Source organism: Croceicoccus sp. (assembly GCF_983967925.1).
On record NZ_CFETID010000003.1, the window covers coordinates 67,000 to 87,585 of the forward strand.

The following is a 20,586-nucleotide window of genomic DNA, read 5'->3' on the forward strand; positions in this document are numbered from 1 at the left end:
CGGGCCGTTCCGCGGGGGGCCAGGCCGAAAGGACGACGCCCCGATCAATGGGGCGTAGTCGATGAAAACAGGGGCAGACACCACGGGCGCGAACGGACTGAGCGGCAACGCCGCCGGGACGAATGCGGCGGGGGCACGGCTGGCACAGGATGCAGCGGCCAATGTGATCGCCGGCACCGGCCGTCGCGCGCTGGCCGATCCCGACCAGACGACCACGGTGGTCCTGCCCGAAGGCGCCACGCTCGACGATCTGCGCGTCGATGGCGACAATCTGATCGTTGCCCTGCCCGACGGCACGCAGATGGTGATCGTCGACGGCGCGATTTATGACGTCGACCTGGTGATCCAGGGAACGCGCATTCCCGACGAGAACTGGAAGGATTATCTTGGGATCGAGGACCAGATCGATCCCGAAGCAGGCGGCACCCGCAGCTCCGGCGGCAATTTCGCGGACCCGGTCATGCCGATCGACCCGGCCTACGACATCGGCAATCTGCTGCCCTATACCGAACTGCAGTTCCCGGTGCAGGAAGATGTCGAAATCGGCCAATATGTCCTTCGCACCGATGACGAAGGCCCGGTCCCGCCCGGCATCCTTCCCATTATCGAGAGCATCGCGGGCACCACCGTAGACGAGGACGGGCTGCCCGCGCGCAACGGTGATGAGGGTCCCGAGCCTGCCGGCACGATGGACGAGACCGACGCCGAAAGCGCGACCGGCACGATCCGCTTCAACTCGCCCGGCGGGGTGGACGAGATCCTGATCGACGGCATCCCGGCCATCGATATCGTCGACGGAGAGGCCGTGATCGTCTTTCCGCCGACGGCCATCGGCCCGGGCCTGCTCACCATCGTGGACGTTGACCTCGCCACCGGCACGATCACCTATGATTACACGCTGACCGACAACACCGACGGCACCGGAACCAGCGTCGATTTCGACGTCACCATCGTCGCGCCCGGCGGACCCAGCGCCACCGGCAATGTCGTGGTCACCATCATCGACGACGTGCCGGTCGCAGTCGACGACGGCAATCTCGCGACCCTGCCCGACGAGGCCAGCGGCGCGGTCATCGGCACCGTCGCCCAGATCGTCTCGAACGACGATTACGGCGCCGACGGGGTCGGAAATCCGGCCATCACCATCGGCAATGGCGATCAGGGCGGCACGATTGCCGTCGTCAATGGCGAGCTGGTCTATACCCCCGCGGTCGATGTCGCGCCCGGACAGACCGTCGTCGAACGCTTCACCTATACGATCACCGACGGCGACGGCAGCGTCTCGAACGAAGCGGTGTTCACCGTCACCCTGACCGAGGGCGGACCCGCGCTCAATGTCGATGCCGCGCGCATCACCGTGGACGAGGACGGCCTTCCGGGCGGGCTCGCCGGCGGACCGGGCGACGTCGCGGGCACGGCGACCAGTGCCAGCGGACAGCTTGCCGGGCTGGACTTCGGTCCCGACGGCGTGGGCGATATCGCGCTTGCCGCTTCTGCCGATACGGGTCTGGTCACGCTGGCCGGGAACGCCGTCGAAACGGTGTGGGACGCGGCCAGCCATACGCTGACCGGACAGGATGCGGTGACGGGTGAAACCGTCTTCACGCTGGTCATCACCGATGTCGCCAACGGCAGCTATATCTTCACGCTGCTGTCCCCCGTCGCCCATCCCGGCGCGGCAGAGGATAATGCGACGCTGTCGATCCCGGTCACGGTCACCGACGGCGACGGCGACAGCACCGGCGGCACTATCGCGCTCGTCATCAACGACGACAGCCCGGTGGTCAGGCTGACCGGCACGCAGGCAGGCGTCGCGCTGCTGGACGAATCGCCGCTGTCGGCAGACGGCATCGCCAGCGCCACCATCGATTTTTCGGGCAATTTCGCGGTCGGCTATGGCGCCGACGGCATGGGCGCGACCAGCTACGCGCTCGGCCTGTCGGGTGAGACTGTCGGATCGGGCCTGTTCACGCTGGACGGGACGCAGATCGTTCTTACCATCAGCGGCGGCGTCATCACCGGTTCGGCCGACGGCACCGATTATTTCACCATCAGCGTCGATGCGGCCGGCAAGGTCACTTTCGCCTTCACCGAAGATTACGCGAATGTCAGCCATGGCGACCCGGCCAATCCGGACGATGTCGTCGCCATCATCGCAGAGGCCGGCGCGATCACGCTGACCGCGACGGCCAGCGATGCGGACGGCGACACCGCCAGCGCCGTGATCGACCTGGGCACGGGCATTTTCGTGATCGGCGACGATGGGCCGGTCGCGGTGGACGACGGCGGCTTCGTTGTGGACAACGGCCCCCTCGCGATCGACGTTTTCACCAATGATAGCCCGGGCACCGACGGCGTCGATCCCGCCACCGGCATCGCGCTGGCGGACGGCCCCGCCAAGGGCACGGTCAGCTATAACGGCGACGGCACCTTCACCTACACGCCCAACGCGGGCGCAAGCGGAAGCGACAACTTCACCTACACGATCACCGATGCGGATGGCGATACCTCGACCGCGCAGGTGACCCTGACGATCACGCCCGACACGGCGCCGGTCATCGTGCGCACCGGCAATGTCCGCGTGGATGAAGACGGGCTTGCGGGCGCCAACGCCGACAGCGGCCAGACCGATCCGCGAGAGAATGCCTCGACCGGCATGGCGTCGGGGGCGGGCACGATCCGGGTCGATTTCGGATCCGACCTGCCGACCGATCCGCGCGGAGCGTTTGCGTTCTCCAATGCCGATGCGCTGGACGGTTCGATCCGTTCAGGCGGGCAGCCGGTCGATTTCTCGGTCGATGCGGCGGGCAATCTGGTCGGCACCGTGGACGGCGGAGTGACGACGGTCATCACCATCGCGCTGGGCACGGTCTCCGCACCCTCGAACGGTGTGGTCAATTACAGCTATACGGTGACGCTGCTGCAGCCGGTCGACCATCCGGTCGGCGGTGTCGAGGACACGGTGAGGCTCGGCGGAATCACCTTCACGGTCACCGACAGCGACGGCACGGCCACGTCGGGCCAGTTCTCTGTCAGGATCAGCGACGACGTCCCGACGGCAGAGGCGCAGGCAGAAGGCGCCCCCATGCTGGTGGTGGACGACAGCACGCTGGGCATTGACGCCAGCGCCGATTTCTCGGCCGTATTCGACCTGTCGGCTGGCGCGGACGGCACCGATGCGACGCGCTATGCGCTGGGCATCGCGGCGGCTGGCGCGGACAGCGGTCTGACCGACACGGCAAGCGGCGACGCGATCCTGCTCTATCTGGAAGGCAGCACGGTCGTGGGCCGCGTCGGCGGCGAGACAGGCGATATTGCCTTCACGCTGGATGTCGATGCGAACGGCACGGTCACGCTCGACCAGCGGCGCGCCATTGCGCATGACGATCCGTCAGACCCGGTCGAGGCTGCGCCCGATGCGGCCGAAACGCTGGCCTCGGCAGGCCTGATCACGCTCACCGCGTCGGTCACCGATGGCGACGGCGACACCGCCAGCGCCACGGTGAACATCGGTCAGACCTTGCGGTTCGAGGATGACGGCCCGGCGATCGACGCAATGATCGCCGATGACGATGCCTATGCTCAGACCAGCGACGCCGCCCTTCCCGGCAGCGACAGCGCCGTGCTGAACCTTGGCGCGCTGTTCGGCTATTCCGGCGCGGACGACGGCGCCGACGGCGAGGGCAGCATTTCCGAAAGCTTCGCCCTCACCCTCCTCGTCGCGGAAGGCAGCGCAAGCGGCCTTTCCAGCGGCGGTCAGGCCATCAACCTGTTCATCAGCGCCGACGGAACGGTCGTGACCGGGTCCACCGCTGGCAGCGGAGGCGGCGTCGGCGTTGCGAATACCGTGTTCACGGTGTCGCTTGCCCCCGACGGCACGCTGACGCTCAGCCAGATGCAGCCCATCGACCATGCGCCGGGCAGCGACAGCGTCATGCTGCCGAATGGGCTGATCGGTGCGGATTACGGCGTGACCATCACCGATGGCGACGGCGACAGCGTGACCGATACGACCAGCAACGATCTGGGCGGCAATCTGGTCTTTGGCGACGATGCACCGTCGGTCGAAGTCAGCGGCGAACTGCCCGCGGCGGTGCTTGACGAATCGCCGCTCGCGCCTGACGGCGACGGCATCTATTCGGTGACGAAGGATTTTTCGGCAGGGTTCAGCTTCGACCCCAGCGCCGACGGTCCGAACACCGCGACCTATGCGCTGCAACTGTCGGCCAATGGTACCCCCAGCGGGTTGTTCGCGCTCGACGACAGCGATGTGACGGCTGCCGACGGCGACGGTATCGGCCAGGGCGACCCGATCCTGCTGACCATGGACGGCGGCGATGTCGTCGGCATGGCGAATGGCACCGAATATTTCCGCATCTCGCTGGACCAGGCGACGGGCGAAGTGACCTTCACTCGGTCCGAGAATGTCTGGCATGCGGTGACCGGTTTCTATGCGGGCGACGATGCGCAGACCATCACCCTGCCCGCCGACATCCTCAAGCTGACGGCTACCATCACCGACCGCGACGGCGACAGCGACACCGCCTCGATCGATATCGGCCAGAACAGCTTCACGATCGAGGATGACGGCCCCAGCGTCGGCATGGTGACCAAGTACACCGGCTTCCAGCTTTCGGGCACGACCGATTACGCGATGGTCGCCAACGACATTCTCGATTTCGAATTCGGAACCGACGGACCGCTCGGCGGGTCGCTGGGCACCGGCGTCGAGTTCGTCATCCGCCCGACCAGCAGTGTGGCTGGCATGGCCCTGACCAATATCGACCAGCCGGTCTACGACCCGGTTGACGGCGTCTGGAAATTCGCGTTCGACTATGTCGACAGTGAGGGGCAGGCCGGATCGAACAGCGGTTCGATAAGCTATGACGGCACCAATTATCAGCTGGTTCTGAACGACAGCTTCGAATTCACCTCGGTCACCTCGCTGTCGGACCCGGTGAACAGCACCGCTTATGAAGTGGACGGCGTCTCGAACGATCGCAGCGAGATCCTCGTCAACGAACTCGCCAACGGCACCGAAGCTCCGATCTTCGTGCAGATCACCGGCGTGAAAGGCGGCATCACTGCGGGCGGCGACAACGCGCTGTCTGCCGGCGAACAGGTCGGCGGCGACCAGAGCTGGATAACCACCGACAACAATGCCTATGGCGTGGCGGGAGAAGCGCTCGACAGCGGCGAGGTCCTCGACCTCAAGTTCCATGCGTGGGATCCGAAGCAATATGACGTCGACACCTCGGCCTTCGTTTCGGGCCTGACCTTCACCCTCGACGGCGTGGGTGCGGATCAGGATTTCGTCGTGATCCTCAAGCTCGCCGATCCGAACGATCCCGGCAATATCCTGACGACCCGCGCCGTCGTGGTCGGATCGGACGATATCTACCGCCAGGCCGATGCGATCCCCGACGGCTTTGCGGCGCCGGCGCTGGATAATGACGACGGCTTCGTCATCATCGAGGCGAACGACTATCTGCAGAGCGGCGAAAGCTATGTCATCGTCGGCGCGCAGGTCATGTCCTCGACCGGCGGATTGACCGGCAGCGGCATCGACCTCAACGGCGCAACCGGCGATGCAGGTGCCAGCAGCGGCACGGCGGGCTTCGGCGCGGAGACCAACGACAGCGATGTCGTGACCATAAGCGACATCGGCCTGATCCGCACGGTTATCAGCCAGCAGACCGTGTCGCTCGACATCGACATCACCGTGACCGATGCCGACGGCGACACCGAATACACCACATTCCACATCAACCCGTTCGGCGATCCGGTCGTGCTCGACATGGACGGCGACGGGTTCCACTTCCAGTCGCTCGACAGCGGGGTGATGTACGACATCAACGGCGACGGCGTGCTGGACCAGACCGCGTGGATCGGGGCCGGCGACGCCATCCTCATTCGCGATGCGAACGGCAACGGCATCGTCGACGACGCCAGCGAGTTCATCTTCCACCAGGACAGGATGACCGACCTGCAGACCCTGCATGCGCAATATGGCGATATGCTGGACGGCAATGATGGCGATTTCGGCAAGTTCGGCATCTGGCTGGACAATGGCGACGGCGTGTTCCAGTCGGGCGAATTCAAGACGCTGGCCGAAGCGGGCATCACCGATATCGCGCTGACCAGCGATGGCACGCCCGGCACCGCGATCGGCGGCGAGGTGCAGATCATGGGCACGGGCAGCTTCAACGGCGGGACCGGTGCGCTGGTCGATGCGGCGTTCCGCTATCAGCTCGGCACGAAGGCTGCGGCAGGACAGCGCACGCAGGAGATGGCCGCGATCGCCGCAACGGCGACCGCCGTGCTGGCTTCGACTGCCGCCCACGCGGAGCCGTCTTTTGACGGCCAGCAGATGGTTAATTTCGAGGAAACGGGCCAGGGACAATCGTTCGCCCCCACGGTGGCACAGCTGCAATCGGGTCACGAACTGCCGTCGCTGTCGTGGAACGCGCAGATCGCGGCAGACCCTGCCGCACGGCCAGAGGCGGCGCGCGACCACCATGACATCGACCACCAGTTCGCCGCGGAACGCCCGCTGGCGGGGCAGAACGAAGATGTCACGCCGCTCGGCCGCGGCGATGGGCTGGACGATGCGGGCGCGTCGTCGCAGCACGAGGCGGCATTCGATGCAGGCCACGCCGCTCCGTCGGCGGGCGCGGTGTCGGCGCAGATGATGGAAGCGCTGCTCCAGCTGTCGGCTGAACAGCCCGCGGCAGGCGACGCCGCCCAGCCCGCGAGTGACGCGGTGCGCGAGGCTCTGGCAGAAGTGACCGGAGAGGATGCGATCTCTCAGCTCGTCGATCAGGTGATTGACAGCGCATCGGCGGACGCACAGGGCGCGGCTGCGAATACGCATGGATGGTGGGCCGGACAGGGGGCGGCCGTGCATGGTGCCGGGCATTCCGGTGGTGACGGCGTTGGGCACGACGGGGGTGCCAGCGATCTAGCGGCCTTGCTGAACGGGCTTGTCGCCGGAACGGGCCATGGCGGCGCCATGCCTGCGGATAATGGCGACGAAGCCGCGCTGATGGCCGCCGCAAGCCAGTAGGCGGCAACAGGGTAATCACAGGGGGCGGATCGGCGAAAGCGATCCGGCCGCATAATGGGGGCATTGGAAATGGAAGTTCGTACCGTCCGCAAGCTGGCGGCAGGCGTGGCCTCGGCCTCGCTCGCCATGCTGCTGGCCTGCCCGGCAAATGCGCAGACAGCTCCGCAAGCGGATCAGGACCTGATGGGCCTGAACGATGGCGAGCTGCGCGACGCGCTGGACATGCGGTACGATGCTGCGCTGGCCGCCACGCTGGACCCTGCGATCATCAACGCGACCGATGCCCGCTTTCACTGGGCGTCCGAAGCCAAAGTGCAATGCGCGATCGCCATCGGCTTTACAAAGAACGATCTGCGGGACGAGGATTCGATCCGCAAATGCGATGCCGCCTATCGCCGCCTGATGGCGCCGCCCCCGGCACCGCCGCCGCCCCCGCCCCCCCCGCCGATTCCAGTTCGCCCGGCGATCTGCGACCAGGCGGTCAATACGGTGTTCTTCGACTTCGACAGCCGCGCCGCGCCGCAATCGACTGCAGCGACCGCGCAATTCCTGCGTTCGAACACGCAGACCTGCGGCTGGACCGGCTTCGACGTGGTCGGCCACACCGACCGCGCGGGCAGCGACGCGTATAACGACACGCTGTCGATGGCCCGCGCGCGGTCGGTCGCCGACATCATGGTCGCACAAGGCATTCCCGAAACAATGATCACCGTCGCCGGACGGGGAGAGCACGATCTCGCCGTCCAGACGGTCGATGGTGAGCGCAATCCCCAGAACCGCCGCGTGGTCATCACGGTCCGCTAAGGGACGAAACACATGAAGAAGCTTCGCAAACTCACCCTGATCGCCAGCGTCATGGTCGCCGGCGTTTCGACGCTGGCCATCGGCCAATCCGCTGCCGCACAGGAAGCCATCGGCGCACAGGAGACATCCGGCGCGATCTCGATGGCCGAGGCGGTGGCCGTGGGCGTCGATTCGCACCCGCAGATCAGCCAGGCGCAGATGAACAAGGAAGCCATCCAGTTCGAGCGCAAGCAGGCGCAGGGGCTCTATGGCCCGCGTGTCGAGGTGGAGGCCGGCGTGGGCGTGCGGCGGCTCGACAATCCGACGCGCAGTTCGCTCGGTATTTCGAACGACTGGCTCAACCCGCTCGACGCGCAGGTTCGCGCCGACTGGACCGTGTTCGATTTCGGACGCCGCCGCGGCGAATTGCTGCGCCAGGCCGCACGCGTCGATGGCGCGTCGCTGCGCGTTCTTGAACGCAGCGAGTTCATCGGCCTGCAGATCGCGCGCCAGTATCTCGACGTTCTGCTGCAGGAACGCGTCGTCGCGGCCAGCATGGACAACACCGCCTTCCACCGCACGCTGGTCGGCAACCTCAGCGAAGGCGTGCAGCAGGGTTCGATCTCCATCGCCGACCGCCAGCAGGCGGAGGAACGTCTGCAGGCCGCGCTGGTGCGCGAGGCCGAGGCCAGCGAAACGCTGCAGAACGCGCGCATCCGGCTGCAGAGCCTGACCGGCCTGCCGATCCAGAGTGTGATGCTGCCGCCGGACCTCGGCGCGATGCTACCCGCCAGCGAAGCGCAGGCGATCGGTCTTGCCCGCACCCAGAACCCGCTGGTGCGCGAAGCGCAGGCCGATGTCGACGCCGCCAATGCGCTGGCGAAGAGCGCCAAGGGCGACCTCTATCCGACCGTCGGCGTCGAGGCCTATGCCCGCGCGGGCGACGAGATCGACGGGTTCCAGGGCGAAACCACCGATGTTCTGGCCCGCGCCTATGTGCGCTGGCAAATCTTCGACAGCGGGATCAACGCGGCGAAATATCAGGAAATGGTCCGCCGTTCGAGCGAGGCGCGCTTCGCCATGCATGCCCAGCAGCGCGAGGCGGAGGAAGACGTTCGCACTGCATGGAACGGACTTGAGACGCAGAAGCGCGTCGTGCAGGAACTGGCCACGCAAAGCACCGTGACCGACGGTCTGATCAATTCCTATCAGGAACAGTTCAATATCGGCCGCCGCTCGCTGCTCGACGTGCTGGATGCGCAGAACACGCGCTATAACGTGCAGGTCCGGCTGGAAAGCGCCCGCTTCTCCGAGATTTTTGCGCAGTATCAGGTGCTCGCGGCGACGAACCGCTTCCTTCAGGCCCTGTCGGTCGAACCGCACTACGGCGCGGGCGAGGCGGAGCGCGAGCGCTTCGACTATGGCCCGTCGGTTGCGGCGGAACGCCAGGGCCGCGTTTACCCCAAGTAAGCGCCTCCATGGCTATGCCGAGCATATGAACGACAGGCGATTGCCCCATGGACATGGCTGACGGCCCGGCAGCGGATATGCGCGAACGCCCCGCAGGCGGCAATGTCCCTTCGGCGCGCGCGGGCGATCCGCTGGCCGAATGCCTTGCACGGGTGGCGCGCCACTTCGACACGCCCTTCGCGCCCGCGATGCTGCACAGCTCGCTAGCGATGGGCGCGGATGGCCTGCTGCCATGGCACCAGTCCGGCCCCGCGCTCGAACTGCTCGGCCTGAATTACGAGGAACGCCGCGCCCGGAAGCTGCCGCTCGATGCCTCGCTCTATCCGATGATCGTGCGGACGGCGGACGATTCGATCGTCCTGCTGCTCGATCGCAACGACAGCGATGTCCTCGCATGGCATCCCGGCACCGAACAGGAGCACTGGACCCCGGCGGACGGCTTCGCGGACAAGCAGGGTCTCACCCTGCTGTCGGTCGAGGGAGACCCGACCGCCATGCGCGACGCGGGCCAGCCATGGCACCGCAAGGCCCGCCAGCACTGGTTCTGGTCCGAGATTACCAAGCGCCGCCGCGAATTCTGGCCGGTCCTGCTGGCATCGGTGGTGATCAACTTGCTGGCGGTCGCGCTGCCGATCTTCACGATGAATGTCTATGACCGCGTGATCCCGAACCGCGCGGACGCCAGCCTGTGGGTGCTGGCCATCGGCGTGCTGATCGCCTTCGCGCTGGAATTCGCGCTGCGGCGCGCGCGCACCGATGTGCTCGACGGGATCAGCCGCGACCTCGACATCTCGCTTTCGCAAAAGATCTATTCGCGCGTGATGGCGACGCCGCTGGCCGAAAAATCGGGCCATACCGGCAATCTGGTGGCGCGGGTCAGCGAATATGCGGTGCTGCGCGACTTCTTCGCCTCCACCACGGTGGTGCTGGTCGTAGACGTGGCGTTCCTTGTCATCTTCGTCGGTTTTATCGCGATCATCGCGGGGCCGCTGGCCTTCGTGCCGCTGCTTGCGATCACCGGCATGGCGCTGCTCGGCCTCTATCTTCAGCGCAAGGCGGGCGATGCCGCGCGCGACGCGCAGGCGGATTACGGGCTGCAGCAGACGCAGCTGGTCGAAAGCATCACCGGCCTCGAAACGCTAAAGAGCATCGCGGGCGAAGGCGAGATGCTGGGCCGCTGGCGCCGCCTGTCCGACATGGCGAGCCGCTCGCAAAAACGTCTGCGCGAGGTGAATTCAACCGCCATCGGCGCGGCTTCCACGTTTCAGCAGTTCAGCACCATCGCGCTGGTCATCGGCGGCTATTATCTGTTCGACGCGGGCATTATCACCATGGGCGCGATCATCGCGATCGTGATGCTGTCGAGCCGCGCGCTCGCACCCGCGGGGCAGCTGGCCTATCTGCTCACCCGCTGGCGGCAGGCGCGGGAGACGCTCGATTCGATCGAGCGCCTGTGGGACCAGCCCGACGAACGCCGCATGGGCTCCGCCTCGCTGCCGCCGCAGGTGCGCAGCGCCAGCGTGGAACTGCGCGATGTCAGCTTTGCCTATCCGGGCGCGAACACCGCCTCGCTGTCGAACATCAACCTCACCATCCGCCCCGGCGAGCGGATCGCGATCATCGGCCGCGTGGCGGCGGGCAAGTCGACGCTGGGCCGCGTCATCTCCGGCCTGTTCGAACCCAGCAGCGGCGCGATGCTGGTCGACGGGATCGACAGCAAGCAGTACCGCCCGCACGATCTGCGCCGCGAATTCCGCTTCGTCGCGCAGGATTCCAACCTGTTTTCCGGCAGCATCAAGGACAATCTCTCGCTCGCCTCCTCACGCGCCAGCGAGGAGCAGCTGATCGCCGCGCTGCGCAAGGTCGGTGCGGACCGCTATCTCTCGCGCGATGCTGGCGGTTTCGACCGCGTCGTGGGCGAAGGCGGACGTCAATTGTCGGGCGGGCAGCGCAATTTCCTTGCCCTCGCCCGCGCTTTCGTCGCGCCGTCCAAGCTGCTGTTCCTCGACGAACCGAGCGGCGCGATGGATGCGCAGACCGAGCGGCTGTTCATCCAGTGCCTGTCACAGAATCTGACAACGGATCAGACCCTGATTGTCTCCACCCACCGACCCGCATTATTCCAGCTTTGCGAGCGGGTTATCGTGATCGACGGCGGACGGATCGCCGCCGACGGCCCGAAGGACGAGGTGATCAGGAACGTGGGCATGCGCACCGATGGCTAATATGCCCTCCCGCACACTGGCGGCGGCAGCGGTGCTGTGCGCCGGTTTCGCCCTGTCCGCGCCCGTGCCGCTCCCCGCGCCCGCACAACCGGTCGATGCGCCCGTCGTCATGTCGGTTCAGCAGCAACGCGAGGTCGCCGCCCTGACCGAGGGCAAGCGCGCCGAGCTGGTGGCCAAGGGCGATAACGCCAAGGCCCGCAACGCGCTGATCGCGGTCACCCGCGCCCCTGCCGAAGCGATGCGCGGCTTCACCGCCAGCGGCCCTGCGCGCGCCGCCGCGCAGCAATGCCTGGCACAGGCCATCTATTACGAGGCCGGTTACGAGCCCGAGAGCGGCAAACGCGCGGTCGCGCAGGTCGTGCTCAATCGCATGCGCCATCCCGCCTATCCCAATTCGGTCTGCGGCGTCGTCTATCAGGGCGCGAACGACCCGGTGTGCCAGTTCAGCTTTACCTGCGACGGTTCGCTCGCCCGCCGCCCCTCGGCGCGCGCATGGGCCGATGCGCAGGCAGTCGCGCGCGACGCGCTGGCAGGCCATGTCGAGAACAGCGTCGGCTCCGCCACCCACTACCACGCCGACTACGTCGTGCCGCGCTGGGCCTATTCGCTGGGCAAGGTGCGGCAGATCGGCACGCATATCTTCTATCGCTTCAATGGAGGCGCTGGCCGCGCGCGCGCCTTTACGCAGCTTTATGCCGGGGTCGAACGCATTCCCGAACTGACCCGCCCTGCCGCCGACATTCAGCTGGCAGGCGGCCCCGATCCGGTCACGGGCCGCTTCGACAACGGGCTGACCGTCGCGCCCAGCAGCGCCGATCGCCACGCGCCTGCCGACATCGGCGGACGGCTCGACACGACCAAGGGCTGGAAACTGGAATTGCCCGCGCCCACGCAAGGCCATTATCGCCAGCTCGTCGCCGGTCAGGCGGGCGACACTCATTTGGCCGAATTGGCAGAGGCGCAGGCGCAATGATCGCACAGGCACGACAGGGCTGGGAAAAGCTCGACGGCGCGCGCCGCCTGATCGTGGTGGCGGCGGTCGGCGTGCTGCTGCTGCTGATCTGGGCCAGCCTCGCCCCGCTCGACGATATCACGCGCGGTCAGGGGCGTGTCATTCCGTCGAGCAAGGTGCAGGTGGTGCAGGCCGCCGATCCCGCCACGGTCGAGGAAATCCTGATCCAGAACGGCCAGCAGGTGAAGCGCGGCGAATTGCTCGTCCGCCTGAACGACAGCGAAAGCGCCAGCCAGCTGGGCCAGCTCGAGACCGAGACGGAGCGGCTGTCCGCACGCGCCGACCGTCTGAACCGCGAGGCCAGCGGCACCAGCGCAGGCTGCGAACCCGGCAGCGTCTGCGCCGAGGAAGCGCGCCTGCAAAGCGTCCGCGCCGCCGCCAACCGCAGCCGAGAGGCCGCACTGGCCGCTGCCGTCGAGCAGCGCCGCCGCGACCTGCGCGAAGGCGAGGCGACCGTCACCGCGCTTGAGGAAAGCACTCGGCTGGCGCAGGAACAGGTAAACATGCTGGCGCCGCTGGCGGCCAAGAACATCGTGCCGCAGACCGAATTGCTCAGCGCGCAGCGCGAGCTTGCCGATCTGCGCGGACGGCTCAGCGGTGCGCGGCAGGGCGTGCAGCGCGCCAGCGCGGGCGTGCGCGAGGCGCAGGCCGAACTCGCGAGCGCGCGGCTGGATTTCCAGCAGCAGGCGCTGAACGAACGCAGCGAGATCACCACCCGCATCGCGGTGAACGAACAATCGATCCGCGGCGCCGAAGCGCGGGTGCAGCGCAACGAATTGCGCTCACCGGTCGACGGCATCGTCAACGATCTGCAGATTACCTCGGTCGGCGGCTTCGTGTCGCCAGGCGAGACGATCATGCAGATCGTACCCACCGGCGAACGCCTGCTGGTCGAGGCGCGGATCAAGCCTTCGGACATCGCCTTCATCAAGGTGGGCGACCGTGCGAACGTGAAAGTCACCGCCTATGATTTCTCGATCTATGGCGGGCTTGCGGGCACGGTGCGCCAGATCAGCGCCGACAGCGTCTATGACGAGAACGAGCGCGAGAGCTATTACCTCGTGCAGGTCGAGACGAGCCGCGCCTTCATGGAGCGGGCGGGTCAGAGGCTGGCCATCATGCCGGGAATGATCTGCGACGTGGAAATCATCACCGGCCGCAAAAGCGTGCTGGCATATCTTCTGACGCCGTTCACCCGCGGCCTCTCGACCGCGCTGACGGAGCAGTAAGACCCGTCAGAATCCGTGCAGGAAGCGCCGGTTGCCGCTGAAGGAATAGACCGGGCGGAAATCATTGGCGACCGACCCGTCGAGCAGCGCGTCGCTGCCATTGTCGAGCACCAGCGGCTGGCCATCCAGCCTGACCACCAGCACCGCGTGATCGGCGCGGCGGATCGTGTCGCGTGCCAGCGTCAGGAACATGTCCTCGCGCGGGATGCCCAGTTCGGACAGGATCTGCATCTTGGCGATCGCATAATCCTCGCAGTCGCCCTTGCCGCGCCGCAGGGTTTCGCCCGCATCGGCCCAATAGTCGCGCTTGCCGTAATTGACGCTGTCCTCGGCGAACTGCACCCGCCCGTTCACCCAGCGGTTGACCGCGGCCACCATGTCCCGTCGCGACGGCTGCGCGCCCGCGCTCAGCATGGCGGAGCGCACATTGGCCTGCCCCGCGCCGCGCGCGCTGACCCGCGCCCATTGCGCGTCGAAACCGGTGTGACGGATCGGCACGATGCGGCTGGCAAGAAAATCGCTGCTGCGCCCGCTGGCTGCCTGCCCCCGCCCCTCGGACGGCGCGAAGGAGGCGCAGCCGATGCTGGCCGCAGCAGGTTCCATCTTGACGGGAACGGCAGCGATTGCCGGAAGATAGGATGCCCTGCGATGCGCCGGTCCATTGCCATCCGACATGCCCGCCTGCTGCCTGCGGATGCGGTCCAGCGCCGACATCTGTTCGCCGGAGCCATCGCGCGCCGCAACGGTCATGCATCCGACCGGAGCCTCCACCGCTTGCTGCCACGCGGTAAAGGCGACGGCATTCCAGGGCGCGGCATGGGCGGAAGGCGCAATCAGCGCCGCCGCCCCCGCAGCATGAAGGGCTATCCGGCGGCACAGGCGCAAAGGCGTGGATCTCACCATGCACGGAGCATGGCGCACGGAACTTCAAGAAAGCCTTTGCAGCTTTAGTTAACGGCGCGTGCACCAAAGCATTGCGGGCTCTACGTAGAAATACCTAGCGTACCGCGCCTGACCGTTCAGAAACCGCGCAATCGCGCGCCATCTGCCAGCCCTCGGCCAGGCGGGCAAGTTTCCGTATTGTCTGGACGGCGCACAGCGCCAGCCTTGCGCAAAAGGGTTAAGCGGCGCGCTCCGTCAGCGGCGCATCATGTCATGCGCGGTATCGGGCACGCGCACCACCACCCCATCGAGATCCTGATCGACCAAGATCTGGCAGGCCAGCCGACTGGTCGGCCCCGCTCCGGCGGCAAGGTCCAGCATGTCCTCCTCGTCATCGCTGGCGACGGACAGGCGTGAGAACCAGTCTCCGGCGACGATAACGTGACAGGTCGAGCAGGCCATCTGGCCCTCGCACGTCCCTTCCAGCGGCATCCCCGCGGCCTGCCCGATCTCGAGCAGGGTCGAACCCGCCTTGCCGTTGGCTTCGACCTTGTCGCCCTTGGGCGTAACGAATGTAACGCGGACCATCAGCCAGCACCTTGCGCCTGCGCCGCCGCGTTGATCGCGGCAGCGGCTTCCTCCAGGTCCTCTCCGGTCGTATATCGGCCAAATCCCAGCCGTATCGTGTTTTTTGCCAGCTTGGCAGGCAATCCGATCGCCTGCAAGACCCGGCTGGGCTTGCCCGACCCCGATGCGCAGGCGGATCCGGCGGAAAAGGCGATGCCGCGCGCATCGCTCATCAATCGCGACACGTCGATGCCGTCCTTGCGCAGGCTGAGATTGCCGTGCCAGCGCGCCTCCGCGCTGCCGTTCAGGGTCCAGCCGTCGAACAACTCCAGCGCGCGGTCCCACAGCGATTCGACATGCGCCGCATCCGCTTCCATCCGTTCCGCCGCCAGCTTTGCTGCCGCACCGAAACCCGCGATCAGCGCGGGGCTGAGCGTGCCGGACCGCAACCCGTCCTCCTGCCCGCCGCCCGTGATGATCGGGTCGAGTTTCACGCCCTGACGCAGCCAGAGCGCGCCGATGCCTTTCGGCCCGTGCAGCTTGTGCGCGCTGATCGCGACCGCATCGGCCATGGCGACCGGCATCTTGCCCGCCGCCTGCACCGCATCGCAGACGAGGAACGCGCCCGCCTGCTTCGCCAGCCGCGCAACCTCGACCATCGGCTGAATGGTGCCGATCTCGTTATTGACCTGCATGACCGCGACGACGCCGGTTCCGTCTGGCAGCGCATCGGCCCACAGCAGGCCATCCTCGCCCACGGGGAGCACATGCCGCCCTCCCTTCAGCCGCTCGGCGGTGTCGAAGACCGCGCTATGCTCAATCGCGCTGACGGAAGCGGCCTTGCCCGCCCGCGCCTGTTCATTGCCCAGCAGCGCCATGTTCAGCGCCTCGGTCGCGGTGCCGGTAAAGATTACGCGACCGCCCGGCGGAAACAGCGCCGCCACGCGCTCGCGTGCCAGTTCGACGGCGGCCTCCGCCTGCCTGCCATAGCGGTGCGGACTGTGCGGATTGCCGAAACCGGTTCCGCCCGGCCCATCCAGCCAGCGCAGCATCGCCTCACGCGCTTCGGGCGCCAAAGGAGTCGTCGCCTGATAATCGAGATAGATCATGCGCCCGCGCCCGCCCCGACCCCGGCCCCGGCCTGCGCCCGTCCGCGAGCCTGTGCCGCCAGTTCGCGCCACACCGCAAGGAAGGCGTCGATATCCGCCTCGCTCGTCTCGCGCCCGATCGACACGCGGATGACCTCGCCAGCGGCCTTTTCGTCCAGCCCCAGCGCCATCAGCACGCGGCTGGGCTTCAGCGAACCGGACGAGCAGGCGCTGCCCGCCGACACCGCGATCCCCGCGCCGTCCAGCCGGATCAGTTGCACCATGCTCGCCAGCCCCGGCAAGCGATAGGAGCCGATGGTCGCGATGCGCGGCGAAGCAGCCGCGACGACTTCGCCGCCTGCATCGATGATCGCGTCCTCCAGCTTGGCGCGCAGCCGCGCCGCGCGCTGCATCCAGTCGTCCCCCGCTTCCAGCGCGGCGGCCATCGCCATCGCGCCCGCCACGTTCTCTGTCCCGCCGCGATAGCCGCGCTCCTGCCCGCCCGTCGGCGCGATCAGGCCCAGATCGCGCAGCAGCAGCGCGCCGATCCCCATCGGTCCGCCGAACTTGTGCGCGCTGATCACCGCCATGTCGCAGGCCAATCCACTGGCCGGCAATGCGATCTTGCCCGCCCCTTGCGCGCAATCGGCCAGCAATATGCCGCCGCCAGCACGCACCGCGTCATGAATGGCGGCCAAAGGCTGGATCACGCCCGTCTCGTTATTCACCTGCTGAACCGCGACCAGCGTGTCCGCCGGATCGCCCAGCGCGCCGATCTCGACCAGCCCGTGCGATCCGACCGGCAGCACCGCCGCGCCCGGCACATGGCGCATCACCGCGTCATGTTCGACCGCGGAAACGGCACGGCGGGCCGCATGGCTTCGGGTCAGCGCGATTTCCAGCGCCTCGCTCGCCCCGCTGGTGAAGATCAGCTCGCCGCTCCAGCCCAGCGCCGCCTTCACCCGTGCGCGCGCATCTTCCAGCGCTGCCTTGGCCGCGCGGCCCGCCCGGTGCGGGCTCGACGCATTGGCATCCAGCGCCAACCCTTCCAGCATCGCGTCGCGCGCCTGTGGCAAAAGGGGGGCGCTGGCGGCGTGGTCGAGATAGACAGGGGTCAAGGCGGGCCTCGATTGCTTGGCTGTAGGGTTGTGCGCCGCATCGGCACGGCATTGCAGCACAAGATTGCGCTCTTGCGCGTGCTATCTATATAGGCACGAACTCCATATCACACCCCCGCGCACCGCAAAGGATTCCCGCGGGGCACTAACAGGTGCCATTTCCACCGATGCCTTCCGTTATATTCCCCGGACCCGAAGGCCGCCTAGAAGGCCGCTACCACCCCGCGCCGCGCCCGCGCGCGCCCCTGGCGCTGATCCTGCATCCGCACCCGCAAGGCGGCGGCACGATGAACGAGCGGATCACGCAGGCGCTCTACAAGGATTTCGCCGCGCGCGGTTTCGCCGTGCTGCGTTTCAACTTTCGCGGCGTGGGCCGCAGCCAGGGCAGCTTCGACAATGGCATCGGCGAATTGTCCGACGCCGCCGCCGCGCTGGATTGGGTGCAGACGATCCATCCCGAAGCGCAGGTGACATGGGTCGCGGGCGTATCGTTCGGCGCGCTGATCGGCATGCAGTTGCTGATGCGCCGGCCCGAGATTCGCGGCTTCATCTCGATCGCGCCGCCCGCGAACATGTACGATTTCTCGTTCCTGGCCCCCTGCCCCGCCAGCGGCATCATCATCCAGGGCGCGGCCGATACGGTGGTGACGCCGAACGCGGTGCAAAAGCTGGTCGACAAGCTGCGCACGCAAAAGCACATCACGATCCACCACGACGAAATCCCGCGCGCGAACCATTTCTTCGAGCACGAGTTCGACGACCTGATGCGATCGGTCGACAATTACCTGAATTTCCGGCTGAGCCCGGACTGCCCGATCCGCTGATCGATAAAGGGGCCTGCGTCCTGGACGCGGTCCCGACAAGCGGCTGGAGCGGGTGAAGGGAATCGAACCCTCGTCGTCAGCTTGGGAAGCTGCTGCTCTACCATTGAGCTACACCCGCAAAGCATCGCTGCAAGGCGGAGCAGGCGGTTGGCAGATTTCGCGCGAGCGGTCAATCCGGATCGCGCGGCGGCGGATCCAAGCGGCGGCGCTGTTCCGGTTTGTCTGCGCCGCGCCGCTCGGTTAAGGGCGGCCATGCTCTCTCCCTTCGCCCTGATAGAGGATCTGGAAACCGGCACCGCACGCCTGTTCGAAGACCCGCAGGACGTGTTCGCGCCGCGCGATCATGCCGATGTTCCTGCCGCGCTGAAACGGCTGGAATCGCTGCGCCGGGAGGGCAGGCGACTGGCAGGATGGCTGGGTTACGAGGCAGGCTTCGCACTCGACCCGCGCCTTGCCCCGCTGTGCCGGCCATCGGGTGAGCCGCTGATGTGGATGGCCGCATTTGGCGACGCCGCCACGATGCCCGTCGCCGCGGTCGACCACTGGCTGGCAGGGCGCAGCAGCGGCACCGGTACGCTCGGCCCGATGGAGCCGCGGATCGGCAAGCATGAGTACCTCGCCCGCTTCGACCGGATCATCGAGGCGATCCGCGCGGGCGATATCTATCAGGCCAATCTCACCATCCCGCTGGGCGGCACATGGCAGGGCGATCCCGTCGCCGTCTACCGCGCGATCCGCCCGCGCGCGGCGGCGCGGTTCGGGGCGCTGCTGTTCGACGGTACGCAATGGCTGCTCAGCTTTTCGCCCGAGCTGTTCTTCCGGGCCAGGGGCGCGGACATCGAAACCCGCCCGATGAAGGGCACCCGCCCGCGCGGCCATGACGCCGACGCCGACAGCGCGCTGAAGGCGGACCTCGCCGCCAGCCGCAAGGACCGGGCCGAGAACCTGATGATCACCGATCTGATGCGCAACGACCTTTCGCGCCTCGCGCTGCCGGGATCGGTGCGCGTCGAGGACCCGTTCCGGATCGAGGCCTATCCCACCGTCTTCCAGATGACGAGCACGGTGCGCGCCACGCTGGCGAAAGGCTTCGACGCGGCCGAGGTGCTGCGCGCCATGTTCCCCTGCGGATCGATCACCGGCGCGCCCAAATTGCGCGCGATGGAAATCATCGAAGCGATCGAGGGCTGGCGGCGCGGCCCCTATTGCGGCGCGATCGGGCAGATGGACGCGGACGAGGCCTGCTTCAACGTGGCGATCCGCACGCTGCGGCTGACGCCGGACGGGCGCGCGACATTCGGCGTCGGATCGGGCGTGGTTGCCGACAGCGAGGGCGAGGACGAATGGCGCGAATGCCTGTCGAAGGCCCGCTTCCTTTCCCGGATCATTTCGTCAGATTGATCTCGCGCAGCCGCTGCAACAGGAAATCGTGGCTGGGCAGCGGTTCGTACTGGTCGGGGTGATCCGCATCGACGCACTCCGGCAGCGTTTCGATCACGAAATCGGGCCGGAAATGCAGGAAGAACGGCATCGAGAACCGGCTGCGGCGCGATGCCTCGCCCTGCGGATTGACGACGCGGTGCACGGTCGAGCGCAAACGGTCGTTCGTCAGGCGCGAAAGCATGTCGCCGATGTTCACCGCCAGCGCGCCGGGGGGCGGCGACACCGGGATCCATTTGCCCTGACGCGACAGCAGTTCCAGCCCCGCCTCTTCCGCGCCCAGCAGCAGGGTGATCGTGTTGATGTCGCCATGCGGTGCCGCCCGCACCGCACCCTCGGCATTCTCTACCGGAGGATAATGCAGCAGGCGCAGCACCGAATTGCCCTGGTCCACCGTGGCGTCGAACCAGTCGGGTGCCAGCCCCAGATGGACCGCGATGGCCGACAGGATCTTCAGCCCCGCCTTGTCGAATTCGGCATAAAGCGTCTCGAAAATCTCGCGGAATTCGGGAAGCTCGCCCGGCCAGACATTGGCGGGCATGAATTCCTCAAGCGGATCGCCGGCGGGCAGGCTGCGCCCGACGTGCCAGAATTCCTTCAGGTCGCTGACATCCGCGCCCACCGCCTTTTCGGTGCGATAGGGCGTATATCCGCGCGCGCCGCCGCCGCCCTCGATGAAATAGGCGCGCTTGGTATCGTCCGGCAGCGCAAAGAATTCGCGGCTCAGCCTTTCGGCCCGCGCGATCAGGTCCTGATCGATCCCGTGGTCCGACACGACCGCAAAGCCGAATTCGGAAAAGCTGCGTCCGAGCTCATCCGCCAGCACCTCAACCGGCTGCGTCAGCGAAACATGGGCGATAGTGTCGGTCATGCCAATTCCAG

General features: G+C 66.9%; 13 protein-coding genes and 1 tRNA gene. 8 read left to right on the plus strand and 6 right to left on the minus strand.

Annotated elements, in window-relative coordinates:
• Positions 1 to 61: 61 nt before the first annotated feature.
• The 6 genes from AC4FIJ_RS02740 to AC4FIJ_RS02765 all read left to right on the plus strand — a co-directional run bounded on the left by AC4FIJ_RS02740 (position 62) and on the right by AC4FIJ_RS02765 (position 13,785).
• A complete protein-coding gene (locus tag AC4FIJ_RS02740) occupies positions 62 to 7,066 on the plus strand; it encodes a DUF5801 repeats-in-toxin domain-containing protein (protein WP_490335188.1) in 7,005 nt (2,334 codons plus the stop codon).
• Between the two features lie 69 nt (positions 7,067 to 7,135).
• The gene (locus tag AC4FIJ_RS02745; protein WP_490335189.1) at positions 7,136 to 7,870 is read left to right on the plus strand and encodes an OmpA family protein; all 735 of its coding nucleotides are present in this window, start codon (positions 7,136 to 7,138) and stop codon (positions 7,868 to 7,870) included.
• A 12-nt stretch (positions 7,871 to 7,882) separates the two neighbouring features.
• Positions 7,883 to 9,319: a TolC family protein gene (locus tag AC4FIJ_RS02750; RefSeq protein ID WP_490335190.1), complete on the plus strand. Its 1,437-nt coding sequence runs from the start codon at positions 7,883 to 7,885 to the stop codon at positions 9,317 to 9,319.
• 47 nt (positions 9,320 to 9,366) lie between these two features.
• On the plus strand, positions 9,367 to 11,544 hold the full coding sequence (locus AC4FIJ_RS02755) for a type I secretion system permease/ATPase (RefSeq protein WP_490335191.1): 2,178 nt from the start codon (positions 9,367 to 9,369) through the stop codon (positions 11,542 to 11,544).
• On the plus strand, positions 11,537 to 12,517 hold the full coding sequence (locus tag AC4FIJ_RS02760; RefSeq protein WP_490335192.1) for a cell wall hydrolase: 981 nt from the start codon (positions 11,537 to 11,539) through the stop codon (positions 12,515 to 12,517). The genes AC4FIJ_RS02755 and AC4FIJ_RS02760 overlap by 8 nt, the downstream gene beginning before the upstream one ends.
• On the plus strand, positions 12,514 to 13,785 hold the full coding sequence (locus AC4FIJ_RS02765; protein WP_490335193.1) for an HlyD family type I secretion periplasmic adaptor subunit: 1,272 nt from the start codon (positions 12,514 to 12,516) through the stop codon (positions 13,783 to 13,785). Before AC4FIJ_RS02760 ends, AC4FIJ_RS02765 begins: the two co-directional genes overlap by 4 nt.
• A 6-nt stretch (positions 13,786 to 13,791) precedes the next feature.
• Here the strand turns inward: AC4FIJ_RS02765 and AC4FIJ_RS02770 are convergent, their stop codons facing one another.
• From AC4FIJ_RS02770 to AC4FIJ_RS02785, 4 genes are all read right to left on the minus strand, one after another.
• A complete protein-coding gene (locus tag AC4FIJ_RS02770; protein ID WP_490335194.1) occupies positions 13,792 to 14,688 on the minus strand; it encodes a transglutaminase-like cysteine peptidase in 897 nt (298 codons plus the stop codon).
• Positions 14,689 to 14,922: 234 nt separating this feature from the next.
• Positions 14,923 to 15,255 carry a 2Fe-2S iron-sulfur cluster-binding protein gene (locus AC4FIJ_RS02775; RefSeq protein WP_490335195.1) on the minus strand — a complete coding sequence of 111 codons (333 nt, stop codon included), beginning with the start codon at positions 15,253 to 15,255 and terminating at the stop codon, positions 14,923 to 14,925.
• Entirely contained in the window at positions 15,255 to 16,343 is a 1,089-nt protein-coding gene (locus AC4FIJ_RS02780) for a cysteine desulfurase family protein (RefSeq protein ID WP_490335196.1), read from the minus strand. The genes AC4FIJ_RS02775 and AC4FIJ_RS02780 overlap by 1 nt, the downstream gene beginning before the upstream one ends.
• Positions 16,340 to 17,440, minus strand: a complete 1,101-nt coding sequence (locus tag AC4FIJ_RS02785) for a cysteine desulfurase family protein (protein ID WP_490335197.1) — start codon at positions 17,438 to 17,440, stop codon at positions 16,340 to 16,342. The genes AC4FIJ_RS02780 and AC4FIJ_RS02785 overlap by 4 nt, the downstream gene beginning before the upstream one ends.
• A 167-nt stretch (positions 17,441 to 17,607) precedes the next feature.
• Between AC4FIJ_RS02785 and AC4FIJ_RS02790 the strand changes: the two genes are divergently transcribed.
• Complete coding sequence (locus AC4FIJ_RS02790) at positions 17,608 to 18,264, plus strand: alpha/beta hydrolase (protein ID WP_230280095.1); 657 nt, start codon at positions 17,608 to 17,610, stop codon at positions 18,262 to 18,264.
• Between the two features lie 44 nt (positions 18,265 to 18,308).
• On the opposite strand, the gene AC4FIJ_RS02795 is transcribed toward AC4FIJ_RS02790, so the two are convergent.
• A tRNA-Gly gene (locus AC4FIJ_RS02795) sits at positions 18,309 to 18,382 on the minus strand.
• Positions 18,383 to 18,516: 134 nt separating this feature from the next.
• Here AC4FIJ_RS02795 and pabB point away from each other — a divergent pair.
• Positions 18,517 to 19,665 (plus strand): aminodeoxychorismate synthase component I, encoded by a 1,149-nt coding sequence (pabB, locus tag AC4FIJ_RS02800; protein WP_490335198.1) that lies wholly within the window; start codon positions 18,517 to 18,519, stop codon positions 19,663 to 19,665.
• Here the strand turns inward: pabB and AC4FIJ_RS02805 are convergent.
• Positions 19,649 to 20,575, minus strand: a complete 927-nt coding sequence (locus tag AC4FIJ_RS02805) for an isopenicillin N synthase family dioxygenase (RefSeq protein ID WP_446155722.1) — start codon at positions 20,573 to 20,575, stop codon at positions 19,649 to 19,651. The two genes, pabB and AC4FIJ_RS02805, sit on opposite strands and share 17 nt — an antisense overlap.
• Positions 20,576 to 20,586: the final 11 nt, after the last annotated feature.